The sequence below is a fragment of the Bacillus sp. es.036 genome, assembly GCF_002563635.1.
Taxonomy (GTDB): domain Bacteria; phylum Bacillota; class Bacilli; order Bacillales; family Guptibacillaceae; genus Guptibacillus.
On record NZ_PDIZ01000001.1, the window covers coordinates 1538511 to 1551287 of the forward strand.

Here is a 12777-nt window from a genome sequence, read left to right on the forward strand (position 1 = left end):
CTTATCACCTATTATTTTCGTTTATGCACTTTCATTAAGAGACCACCTTTGATCCGTAGGGAAACAAGTGGCTCTGCTAGTACAGGGCGATCGTGCAGTTTTTGAAGATGAAAGCTTTTTCCTATTGTTGAAAATATTAATTGAGCCTCATAAGTAGCGAATTGACTTCCGATACAGCTTCGAGGTCCTCCACCAAATGGGAAATAAGCAAATGGGGCATGCTTCTCTTTCATTCGGTATAGGGAAAACTGCTCCGGATTTTCAAAGAATGAGGGATTGCGATGCATAACGTAGGGACTAATCAAAAACGATGACCCCGATTTAAATTGATACCCCATTAGTTCAACTGGTACAATCGCTTCTCTTAATATGACCCAGGCTGCAGGGTAGAGTCTTAACGTCTCTTTAAAAAACAGATGTGTAAGATCGTGTTGGTGAATACCTGATTCTCCTGCCTCTTTCCATTCCTTTAAAAGCTGCTGTTCAATTTCCTCATTTTTTGAAAGTTCATACCACATCCATGATAGCACGTTTGCAGTTGTTTCATGGCCAGCAATAAGCATTGTTAAGATTTGACTTCTCACTTCTTCGCTCGAAAGAGGAGATCCGTCAGTATAAGTTGATTCTTGAAGGAGTGAAAGTAAATGATCGCCTTTGGGTGTGTTTTGAATTAGCTGATCGGCCAGTTCATTTAAGCGGTTATTTCCTAATTTGTATTGTTTGTTCCGCTTAGTAGGCACAAATTCTGGTGATGGGAAAGGGAGAAATAAGTCAGATGCAGATTTCTCGATAATATGGGTCACTGCTGTGACAAGTTTGATACTTTCTTTCTTTGAGATATCTTGACCAAACATGGCTTTCATAATAATTCTTAGCGTTAACCTCATCATTTCTGAGCTAATACAAATGACTTCTCCATCATCCCACCCATCGATAAACCGTTTTGTTTCTTCGAGGATGATTGAGATATATTGAGTCATTTTCTCTTTATGAAAAGCAGGCATCATCATTTTTCGCTGCCGCGCATGCGTTTTGCCTTCTGAGGTTAATAGCCCCCGCCCAATCGTTTGGCTCAATAACGAAGCGGAGCTCCCTTTTTGAAAAGATTCTGCATTCATAACAAGGATTTGTTTAACTGCCTCAGGTTGATGCACGATAAAAGAAGAAGCACCGAGCTCTACGAAATCCGCTATATCACGGGTTTTTGATAAAAAACCTAATGGATCCTTACGAAAAGAGATATAATTCTTCAAACGTATACCAGATAACTTTTCAACACTCACGTAAACCACCACTCACTATTTTTCTCTATTATAGAAAGAACTGGATAGTACTTGCAATTTATAAGAGGTTACGATGCAAAAATGCTCTCGCTAATCAGCGAGAGCATTTTTGCTTATTTGACATTAATTGACCAGTTACCGTTTCGGAAAATCGCTTCCGTCGTCCCATCTGCTTTGACGCCGTCAATATTGAGTTCTCCAGAACCCATCATAAAATCAACGTGCGTGATGCTGTTATTTACACCATGACCATCCAATGCATCATCATCCATATCAGCTCCGCCTTTAACACTACTCGGATAAGCTTTTCCAAGTGCTAAATGACAAGAAGCATTTTCGTCGTATAACGTATTAAAGAAAATAAGGCCTGATTGAGAGATAGGCGATTGGTGCGGAACGATCGCAATCTCACCAAGTCTCCGCGAGCCATCATCCATGTTCAATAGATTTTCAAGCGTTTCATAGCCTTCTTCCGCTGAAAAATCCACAACTTTACCATCCTTAAATGTTAATGAGAAGTTATTGATTAAGTTACCGCCATAACTTAATGGTTTCGTACTAGAAACCGTACCATTCACCCCATATTTATGTGGTAACGTAAAAACTTCTTCGGTTGGCATATTTGCATTAAATTCAATGCCCTGCTCAGAAATGGAAGATCCGCCTTTCCATATATGCCCTTCAGGTAGTTCAATTTCCAGATCAGTACCAGGTGCCTTATAAGCAAGTTTCTTGTAGTTTCGATCATTCAGAACACCTCTTGCTTTAGCAAGAGTAGCGTTGTGATCATTCCAAGCTGCAATTGGATCTGTTTGATCGACACGCGTAATGGTAAATATTTGGTTCCAAAGCTTTTCAACAGCATCCTCTTTTGATGATTCTGGGAAAATTTTCTTTGCCCATTCTCCATTCGGGATCGCAACGATGGACCATGTGATCTTGTCGTTCATCGTATACTTACGGAAATTTTTCATTGCTTCGCCACTCGCTTTATTTGAAGCAGAAATGCGTGATGAAGCAATCCCTTTTAATAAATCAGGATTTGTGGAGCGAATTGAAAGAATAGCAGCGCCATCTTCAGCAAAGTGATCGTACATTTTCACACGCCATTCAGGGACATTTCCAAGCACATCTTGGGCGGCATTCTCATACCATAAACGGTCAAGATCGTCGTCACTCCAGTTAATATGTACAGTCTTCGCTCCTATTTCGTAGGCTTTTTTTACAACGATTCGAGTAAATTCTGCACCTTCAATAGAGGAGTTAATTACAAGCATTTGATCTTTTTGTAAATTAACCCCTCTTTTAAGAGCAAGTTCAGCATACTTTTCTAACATGATTTGTTCTGGCAACATAATTCCTCCTTCGAATCCTTACGATTACTTAAAATTTTAACAAAACAGACTCTTTCTGTCTTCTTAATCCTGATGATTAGTTTAAACTATTGGAAAGTAGTGTGAAAAATGACAAATATGACGTTCAATGATGAATGTGTTTGCGATCATACCATTACAGTATTTGGAGCGGGAGAAGTAAGTGCTGCACCCGATAGAGCGGTCGTTGTTACTGGAGTTACAACAACTTCAGAACAAGTAGCAGAAGCTCAAGAAGAAAACGCTGCTCTCATTTCCTCCATTGTATCGTCTCTTCATTCTCTCGGTATTCCATCAGAGAATATTCAAACAACCGATTATCGGATTGAAGAAAACATACGCTATGAAAACAACGTGAAGATTTTTCTTGGTTACAAAGTAACGCATCTCCTTAAAGTATACGTCGAGCCAGTGAGCGATACTGGAGCGGCGATCGATGCAGCAGTAGCCTCAGGAGCAAACGTAGTCTCGGATATTCGTTTTGAGTTAAAAGATCCAACGATCGCCTACCAAAAAGCTTTAGCCATTGCGATTAAAGATGCAAAGGAAAAAGCTAAAACAATTGCACACGCAATTAACATTGTCCTTCCACATTCACCACATCAAATTGTTGAGCTTAGTTCATTGTCGCCTTCCCCACGGATGTTTAGTGACGTTCAAGCAACTCAAATCCAAACAGGTCAATTAGTGATAACCGCTCAGTTAAAAATGAGTTATCTTCTTAAATAAAAAAAGGGCGTTCTAAACGCCCTCATCTTACTTCGTCATCGCATGTTCTACTTTAATGCAACGATCCATGATGACTTTAATATCATGTTTCTTTCCATATTCATACGCTTCTTCATTCATCACGCCGAGTTGGGCCCAGAAAACATCCGCCCCAATTTCAACGGCATCTTTCATAATATCTGGAAGAAACTCACTTCGTCTAAAGACGTTAACGATATCAACATGACCTTCAATTTCTTTAAGTGAATCTACCGCTTTTACTCCAAGCGCATCATCAATCGTTGGATTAACTGGGATAATGTCGTAACCAGCATCCATCATCGCCTGAGATACCATAAAAGAGGTACGATTAGGGTTGTTCGATAAACCTACAACAGCAATTCGCTTCTTCGTTTTTAGAATGTTACCAATCTCTTCCCTTGATGGGTTTTGAATCGTCATTTACGCTCGCCCCTTTGTTTTTTTGTATAAGTCCATTATAAAAGATGTCCGACCACAGCAACACTATTTCGCTCAAATGCGGAAATAGAACCATTCCTCTTATGATCAGCTAGGGGCACATAGGGGATATTTTGTCCTGCATCCTTGGCCTTTATGTAAGCTGAACGAGGAGAAAGACTTTTTTAATTTTGAATTAACTTCTCCCATACTTTCTCAAATACTATAGCCTCTGGCTACGGTACATATGCACTTATTTGATGTTCCGCAAAATACTCCCCATCTCTTTCGATGCCCGTGTTGTGTTATCTAAAGAAAACAGGATATGGAAAATTTCTGTCTGGAAAACAGGCTTTATTTATTCGCCTCGCACCATATGATGAATTTCAGCCTCTTCAGCTCGGTAAAGATGAATTCGTTTCGTGGTCAATTAAAGCATGACGCAATTTACGATCTCATAATTTGAACTTCTTTGGTAACTCTGAATGGATTTCCTTCAAAAAATCCTCTCGCGTCATACTGATTTATTCCATTATTCCTAATGAGGATAGAGTCGCACATCACTCAAGGGTTGCTTCTCCAACTATACCTTCTCTTGTAACAGACTTACTTTTCACATACCCTGATCGATTATAGGCTAAAACAGTAAATTCGCTAGTCATTCTTTCCTTCTACTCATAAAGTGAGCCACCAATCCCCGATAGCAATACGGTTGACATAGCATGGTAATTAGAAAGAAAATATTTAACAATCACATTTTTGGAGGTTGCAACGGATGAATCCCTCATTTCCATTCCCTCCCGTTACCCAATCGCACCTTAAAACGATAGGTAGATCGAACAATAATTAGGTTTATTCTTTTTTTCAAAAAATGAGTCGTGTCACGAGAATAGTTTTGCTATAATTTCTCTTAACTAATTGAAGGGAGAAGGTAATATGTTAAAAATTCTGGAGCTAATGTCAATACACAGGAGGGACGAATGGCTTTAATGTAAATGACTCCCTCCTGTCTTTCCATTATCAGAACTTACAATGAAAGTTGGAGGATCATGTCTTCATTATCAACACGTAATCTGACCCTATTGTTCTGGGTACACTTTTTTGGAACGATTAGTTTCTTACAGCCCGTTTTAACCTTATTTTATATAAAAAATGGATTAAGTGAGGCAAACATTCTTGTTCTTTTAATATGCTGGAGCGGTGCTGTATTAATAGGAGAAATTCCAACAGGTGTTTTCGCAGATCGGTTTGGTGCTCGAGTGTCATTTCTAACAGGTTCCATTATTAAACTAAGTAGTATTGGTATCCTTTTACTTGCTAATAGCCTCGAAATGTTTATGCTATTTAGCGTTTTAAACGGATTATCGGTTACTTTTTTCTCCGGAGCGGACGAAGCGCTAATATACGAGTCATTAAAAAAAGATAATAAACAGCAAAAAATGGATGAAGCTATGGGCAAAATCCAATCAGCAGGGTTTATCGCTATGATGATCGCTGTTCTGTTTGGCTCATTTTTTGCAAGAGACCTTGAACAAGAACAGTTTCAGCTGCTGATTCTATTAAGCATGGTCTCCTATATCGTTGAATTCGTTCTTTTGCTCTTTATTCAGGAGCCTTCTGGTAAAGTGAGTATACCCGGAACTTCGATCGAAAATGTTTTGGAAGGTGTACGAGTGATAAAACAAGCACCGCGGCTTTTAGTTATGTTTTTGAACGTAACACTCGTCTTTATCCCAACAGTTGCGGTTTTTGAGAAATTTGACCAACCTCTTATGATCGGTTCAGGACTTCCGGTATACTTTATCGGACCAGTTTACGCCGTAGGTGCTTTACTCGCATTCTTTTCTTCAAGAAGTATCGGTATGTTAAATAAAAATCTTTCTTATTCAGTTTTAATGTACACGTCCGGTCTTCTTTCCGCTTTCGGACTGTTGTTGGCTGCTCTATTTCAAAATCAGCTATGGATAATTTTGTCCATGGTATTGTTTTTAAGGTGGGTTGGTGCTATTCGCTATCCGATCTATTCCAAGTTAAGCAACAACATCATTCCATCTCATGTAAGAGCGACAACGATCTCACTCCTATCTATACTTGACTCGTTATTTGACCTAGTGATTTTTTTGTTATTAATTTCTTTTGCTGCGGAAGGTATTCAGGGTGTTTTATTTGGCGGAGCAGCGGTAGCCCTAATTGGATCATCACTTCCAATTCAGCAACGAGAGAAATTGCGCTCCAGCCCGATAAATCGGTAAATAAATTTCCAGAATGGTTTGCAATTTAGAAGTGCCGGTGCTATTATATATTTAAACCATTTTACTATTAATATATTTAGGATTTAAATTAGCTGTAGCTTCGAAAGAGGGTAACAAAGTTAAATCCTCTTCCAAAAGTTGCAGTTTTTTAATGTAAACGTATTACAATGGTAAATGGTGAATTTTAAATTATGTACGATGAGGTACATTAGGAGGCAATTTTTTATGCAAAACGGTAAAGTAAAATGGTTCAACGCTGAAAAAGGTTTCGGTTTCATCGAAGTTGAAGGTGGAGACGACGTATTCGTACACTTCTCTGCAATCAACGGCGAAGGTTTCAAAACACTTGACGAAGGCCAAGAAGTTAACTTCGAAATCGTAGAAGGTAACCGCGGACCACAAGCAGCTAACGTAACAAAAGCATAAATCGCTTTACAAGCCCCCGACGAAACTTTCGTCAGGGGCTTGTTTATTTACTATAAATAACGAGTGTGGAACTCTTCCAAGTGTTCATAACATCGGATAACGGTAGACATTGATAAGGATGAAACATCGTTTGTCCATTTTTGTTTAGCACGTGTGCTCCGCTAATAGCATAACAACCATGAACAGCTTGATTATTTTGAAACCACACAAGAACGTCCTGAGGCGTTACATGATTTCTTGCCTTAGCATGATAGCCATAGCTATTGAGTAAAGAAAGAAACTCCTTCTCTTTCACCCACGTTTTGGTATATGTTTGAGCGGCTTCCTTATCAAGATTCATTAAAGTAAACGAAAAGCAATTAGGTCCGTTACTACTGATAAACGTGTTAATCAATTCGCTACTCCCCATCTCCTCACCAACTTTTAAAGAAGACGATGAAACGAAATTCCTTGAAATCATTTCTAACAATTTAAATCTGAATGATAGGGGTAACTGTCTCCAGCTCCACCCTTGAAATACAACGATTTTTTCTTTTTTATACATTAAACAACAATCATCCAAAATAGCTACAGTGGCTGGATCGGAATCGAGGGTCAGGAGATCTTTATACTTAAAATAATAACCTCTCCCGTATTCCACTTGTGATAGAAGAAGTTTTTGCTGTTTGTCCTTATCAAGCGATAAAAATAACTCGTTTGAAACTTTAGCTATCCACTCGGCCTCATGGTGAACATTCCATGTTAGAAATGAAGTTCTCTCATCAAGACTTAACGTATCATATCCTTCTTTTCTAGAAATGACTTTAAATTCCCTAGGCTCCTGCTTAAAGAAAAAAAGATCATATCCCGGCACAAATCGTTTATCCCACATTTCTAAGACCCTACTCGATAATCGGTTATTTTCTACCCATACCACTTCGATTTCTTCCTTTCGCCTTTTGTTAATGCAAACTTTTCAATAAGATGAAAGCTTTTTATAAAGAACCAGCTCATCATGAATTGGAATGTCATGCTCTCCAATTAGCGGAATTTCAGGCTTTGCTTGTCGAGCCCGATCGACTGCCCCTTGAATAACTTCTTTTATCCGATAGCCTTTTCGTTGATAGAAGTTTAAAGCACGCATATTATCATTTGTGGTAATCACTCTAATGAGCGGATATTGATATTCTACTGCGATTAACTCTACCATCATAATTAATCGTGAGCCTATCCCCTGATTTTCTAAAACACTATCAAGAGAAATAATTTCAATAACACGATCGTGACGCTTAAATGTGACAGCGCCAATTATTTTTCCGGTTGAACTGCAGGCTACAAATCCCTCTAATTCGTGAAGTTTGTATGTACCTGTCGAGATGACCATTTCTGAACTTCCCCACGATTCAGTAAAAAATTTTGTCACTTGTTTTTGATGCATACAAGAGAGCGGCTGAATTCGATATGTAGCAAATTCATTAACCATTAAGAAACAGTCATTCCACTTACCTTCGTGGTATTCATGATTCGGAAGAACACCTACCTTTGTAAACCCAACATGCTCATAACAGCGAATCGCTCTTTCATTCCATTTTTGTGGGTCCATTACAATCATAGATCCTTTTAAAGTCGTTTCAATATAATAAACGACCGATTGAACGAGAATTTTCCCAATGCCTTGATTCCAATACGACGTTTCACCTATAAACTGATCCATACCATAAGTGCTTGTAGGAAGTGTGATCCCATCAACCTCTATCATTAAATAAAATTGGATATAACCAATTGGAGTATTCTTAAACAGCACCAGGCATCTTGTTTCATCGTCATCTAAAAAGAAATCTTCTAAAACTTTCTCGTACGTATACGGACGATCTTTTCCTTCGTAATAAGTTAATACCGCAGGATCTGTTAACCACTTTAAAAGGTATTTCCCATCTCCGTCTTTTAGATAACGGATGCTCACATCTCCATTTTTAATAATAGGATGCATTTAGATCCTCCTAACTGATTTATTCTTCTATAACTCCTTTTTACTTTATCGGAATAGCCTTACATAATATAAATGAAAGCTGGAAAAAATTTTTAGAAAAAAATGCACAATAATAGTAATAATATTATCCTATTTCGGGTATACTAATAAGTTTAGGATGTATCAATGTGATCTTTAGTATGTTACACTAAGAGAAACTTATTAGAGATGGGATATGATAAATATATATGGGAAAATACATGATTGACCACCAAAAACAAATTGTCCATAGGACAGCTTACGCTGGTGATGAATGTCATTTACCCGATACTCCGATTAAAGACCGAACTGAAGCCAATCATGAACAAGAATTGCTTGTTTACTTAAGGCAAAAAGGATACAGTAAATGTGCCTCATGCTTTTTTGGCTCAACCTTTGAAGAATCTTATCAATTCGAGAATCCACATAGACACGCATAAATATGGATGATGATAAAATAAATGAGAATAAACTTATTCTAGAGGCAAGGATGCCACATCCTTGCCTCTTTTCTTTACTTATCAACCTTAACTAACAGAATAACAACTTGATGTGATTCGCTTCGATAATAGTCGGTTTGTTTACGATTGATAACTTTCCATCTCTAATAACTTCTTTAATTGTTAGCGATTTCACGATATAATGCAATTGGTCGCTTTTTTCTGAACACTTTTTTTATTCAAGAGTTTGTATTTTCATGTTACATAAAAGGAGTTGATATGTTATATTCATAACTATGTTTTTATAAAAATACGTTTAGTTTGATAGAAAATCCGTTGCGAAACGACAGAGGTGACACTACGTGAACAGTACTCATCAAAGAAAAGTAACTTCAGAAGGTTTATTAAAATTCATAATTCCATCTCTCATTGGTATTTTCTTATTCATGATTCCAATCCCCAATGATGAAGGTGTTACCATTCCAATAGCGAAAATGGCTGGTTGGTTACAAGGCTTATTTGGAACAGCCATTCCTTTTTCTCTATCCGCTCTTATGACGATCATTATTTCGATAACTGCTTTACTAAGTGCCTATGCAGTTATCACAAAACCTGATTGGATAACAAATCGTCCATTTCTCACAAGTCTTCTTCAAGTATCATGGGTCTGGGTAATTGCTCGTGTTCTGGGCATGATTTTTGCCATCTTAACTCTTTATCAGGTTGGTCCTGAATGGATTTGGTCAGATGCCACTGGTGGTTTGTTATTAAATGATCTCATTCCTATTCTCTTTTCTGTATTTTTATTTGCAGGGCTCTTTTTGCCACTGCTCTTAAATTTCGGTCTGTTAGAATTTTGCGGTACGCTTCTTACAAAGATAATGAGACCGATCTTCACACTCCCTGGTCGCTCCTCGATTGATTGCCTTGCATCATGGATGGGCGATGGAACGATTGGCGTATTATTAACAAGCAAACAGTATGAAGAAGGCTATTATACAAAACGGGAAGCAGCGGTTATTGGAACGACCTTCTCAGTTGTTTCGATTACGTTTAGTATTGTCGTACTTCAACAAATGAAGCTTGAGCAATATTTCATTCCCTACTATTTAACGATCGTACTAGCAGGCGTTGTAGCAGCGGTTATTATGCCAAGAATACCGCCTTTATCGCGTAAGCCAGATACTACTTATGAAACAGCGGCTGAAGCACCGGATGACACTATTCCAGAGGGGCACTCTCGTTTTCAATGGGGAGTCCTTCAAGCAACAAAGACTGCTGAAGATAATCGCGCTTCAAATGTCATTAAAGGCGGCGTTCAAAATGTGCTCGACATGTGGATGGGCGTAATCCCAATCGTAATGGCTATTGGAACAGTTGCTTTAATTATTGCTGAAACAACGCCACTATTTAGTTACCTAGGTGCTCCATTCGTTCCGATTCTTAATTTAATGCAAGTACCAGAAGCAGCTGAAGCAGCTCAAACTATGGTAATTGGATTTGCAGATATGTTTTTACCAGCGATTATCGGTGCAGATATTGAAAGTGATTTAACCCGCTTTGTAATTGCCAGTCTTTCAGTTTCCCAGCTCATCTATATGTCTGAAGTTGGTGGTTTATTGCTAGGTTCTAAAGTACCTGTTCGATTTATTGATTTATTTATTATTTTTCTAGAACGTACGATTATTTCACTACCAATAATTGTAGTCATGGCACATATTATTTTTTAACGAGAAAAACCGGGACAAATTTGTTCCGGTTTTTTCTTTTTTCTTTTGATTGCTTTATAGTTGTTTTAATTACAGTTTTTAAATTATTTTACATAAAGTACGGTATATGAAATTTTATAAAATATCAAAATAAAACAGCAGCAATTAAGCCGCTGTTTCGTTTTACTTATTAAAATTAATCACAATTTTTCCTTTTGCATGATGAGATTCGCTTAGCTCGTGTGCTTCTTGGATGCCTTCTTGACTAAACGGGAAACGATGGCCAATCGTTGCTTTAATATGACCATTTTCCATCAAAGATGCGATCTCTTTCAACTGCTCTCCATTTGGCTCAAGCCATACATTCCCAGATCTCACGCCTTTTTCTTTTGCTTTCTCCTGATCAGGTTCACCAACGATTGAGACAAGGCGACCTCCACCACGCAAAACGTTAAAACTTTTTTCTTGTATGTCTCCTCCCATTGTATCAAGGACGACATCATACTCTTCTAATTCTTCCGAGAAATCATGCTCCCGATAATTAATGACTTTGTCAGCGCCAAGTGACTTTAAATATTCTTCATTTTTGCCACTGGCGGTAGTAGCCACATAGGCTCCTTTATACTTAGCAAGCTGAATGGCAAAGCTTCCTACACCACCAGCACCAGCATGGATCAATACTTTTTCACCCTTTTGAATATCAGCAAAATCAATTAAACATTGCCACGCGGTTAATCCTACAAGTGGTACAGATGCTGCTTCTTCATAAGAAATACGATCAGGAATATGGGCAAGCAAATGATCATCTACGACAACTTCCTCTGCATATGTACCATTTGCTGTTGTTGCCGGTCTGGCAAATACTCGGTCGCCTTCTTTGAATCCTTCAACCGATGAACCGACTTCTTTAATCACGCCAGCAATATCCCACCCAAGAATAATAGGAAAGTTAAAAGGAAGCATCTCTTTTAAATAACCTTCTCTTAATTTCCAATCAATCGGGTTAATTGAAGTTGCATAGCTCGTTACCACGACCTGATTTTTGTCCGGCGTTGGTGATGCCACCTCTTTTTCAACTAGCTCATCTTTACCGCCATATTGTTCGATTACAACTGCTTTCATAGTAGAAAACTCCTTTCAATCAATATCTCTCTACTATGTTCCCTTTCTTTCCTCTTTTCTAAACAGACGAACTGTCGATACGATCAAATTTAGATAAAGTAATCAAGTTTTGGACAGTTAGTATTCCCTGCCATTCTTTTTTAGCAATTTCCCAATGATTTTCAAATTGTCCCCATGTCCAGGTTGGTTCCCAGCTTCCATTCTCATGCTGATTTTCAATTAAATAATCTAAATTCACATTCAACTCCTGATTGAGTTCTTTAGCAAAGGGCGATTGCACAGAGTCCACCAGGAAAAGAGGCTGAACTCCATATTGATCCCATTTTTCTGGTCGATCCACAATGTATGATAATTTCTTTTCAATATTCTTGTGAATCTCTTGCTGGACTTCTGCGCCTGCTAGCCTTCCTAAGCGTAGATAACATTGCACCTCATGAATTTCATATTCATTTAATTGACTAAGATGATCCAGTACCATATTTAACGCCTCTTTTGTGACATGATGTTGCACGTTATAGTGGAGGAGATATCCAACGATCTCAGCGTCAGGATTAGCAGAATAGGAGGATTCCTTTTCAGATACATGCCACCACGGTGCATGCGGAACATCATTCACAAGATTAGGCACCGCCTGCCAACCTTTCCTATCCTCTCGAAAAGTTTCAAGGAAATACTTGGTACCGCTAACAATAAACGGATGGTGAGCGTTTACTCCAAGATGGCTGAGATATTGAAATGCTACCGTTGTGGCTAAGGGAGATGATTCTTGCAAACGAAAATCAGGCTCAATATGATTCCCAAAACCACCATCTTCATTTCGGAAAGCTTCAAGTTCGTGAAGAACTCTCTCTTTGTCTCCATTCCCTCTCCAGTATGCGAAAAACTCCCGGTCGAGCGGTCTTGCATGTAGCGCTATAAATTCACTTGCTTTTTCATACTGTCCCTCTGATAAGGTTTTCATATTTATCATTCCTTTCAATCTTTTCCTCACTTAAGCTATTTCTCTACGATATTTTTA

Annotated in this window: 11 protein-coding genes; 4 read left to right on the forward strand and 7 right to left on the reverse strand. The window is 38.3% G+C overall.

The window, feature by feature from the left end:
• Positions 1-11: 11 nt before the first annotated feature.
• Both ATG70_RS07845 and ATG70_RS07850 read right to left on the reverse strand, forming a co-directional pair.
• Positions 12-1283 (reverse strand): cytochrome P450, encoded by a 1272-nt coding sequence (locus ATG70_RS07845; protein WP_179886220.1) that lies wholly within the window; start codon positions 1281-1283, stop codon positions 12-14.
• A gap of 113 nt (positions 1284-1396) precedes the next feature.
• Positions 1397-2638: an aminopeptidase gene (locus ATG70_RS07850; protein ID WP_098443777.1), complete on the reverse strand. Its 1242-nt coding sequence runs from the start codon at positions 2636-2638 to the stop codon at positions 1397-1399.
• A 108-nt stretch (positions 2639-2746) separates the two neighbouring features.
• Here ATG70_RS07850 and ATG70_RS07855 point away from each other — a divergent pair, with 108 nt between their 5' ends.
• On the forward strand, positions 2747-3385 hold the full coding sequence (locus ATG70_RS07855) for an SIMPL domain-containing protein (protein WP_098443778.1): 639 nt from the start codon (positions 2747-2749) through the stop codon (positions 3383-3385).
• Positions 3386-3412: 27 nt separating this feature from the next.
• Here ATG70_RS07855 and ATG70_RS07860 read toward each other — a convergent pair whose 3' ends face one another.
• Positions 3413-3826, reverse strand: a complete 414-nt coding sequence (locus tag ATG70_RS07860; RefSeq protein WP_098443779.1) for a CoA-binding protein — start codon at positions 3824-3826, stop codon at positions 3413-3415.
• Between the two features lie 1046 nt (positions 3827-4872).
• Here ATG70_RS07860 and ATG70_RS07865 point away from each other — a divergent pair.
• Together ATG70_RS07865 and cspD are read left to right on the forward strand one after the other, a co-directional pair.
• Positions 4873-6075, forward strand: a complete 1203-nt coding sequence (locus ATG70_RS07865; protein WP_179886221.1) for an MFS transporter — start codon at positions 4873-4875, stop codon at positions 6073-6075.
• Positions 6076-6300: 225 nt separating this feature from the next.
• Positions 6301-6501, forward strand: a complete 201-nt coding sequence (gene cspD, locus ATG70_RS07870) for a cold-shock protein CspD (protein ID WP_048309367.1) — start codon at positions 6301-6303, stop codon at positions 6499-6501.
• 43 nt (positions 6502-6544) lie between these two features.
• Here cspD and ATG70_RS07875 read toward each other — a convergent pair whose 3' ends face one another.
• Entirely contained in the window at positions 6545-7417 is an 873-nt protein-coding gene (locus ATG70_RS07875) for a hypothetical protein (protein WP_098443780.1), read from the reverse strand.
• 39 nt (positions 7418-7456) lie between these two features.
• Positions 7457-8470: a GNAT family N-acetyltransferase gene (locus ATG70_RS22925; RefSeq protein WP_306472693.1), complete on the reverse strand. Its 1014-nt coding sequence runs from the start codon at positions 8468-8470 to the stop codon at positions 7457-7459.
• Between the two features lie 820 nt (positions 8471-9290).
• Here ATG70_RS22925 and ATG70_RS07890 point away from each other — a divergent pair.
• Complete coding sequence (locus ATG70_RS07890) at positions 9291-10658, forward strand: YjiH family protein (protein ID WP_373560757.1); 1368 nt, start codon at positions 9291-9293, stop codon at positions 10656-10658.
• 162 nt (positions 10659-10820) lie between these two features.
• Here the strand turns inward: ATG70_RS07890 and ATG70_RS07895 are convergent, their stop codons facing one another.
• Both ATG70_RS07895 and ATG70_RS07900 read right to left on the reverse strand, forming a co-directional pair.
• A complete protein-coding gene (locus tag ATG70_RS07895; RefSeq protein ID WP_098443781.1) occupies positions 10821-11759 on the reverse strand; it encodes an NADP-dependent oxidoreductase in 939 nt (312 codons plus the stop codon).
• A gap of 58 nt (positions 11760-11817) precedes the next feature.
• Complete coding sequence (locus tag ATG70_RS07900) at positions 11818-12720, reverse strand: hypothetical protein (protein WP_098443782.1); 903 nt, start codon at positions 12718-12720, stop codon at positions 11818-11820.
• Positions 12721-12777 lie beyond the last annotated feature (57 nt).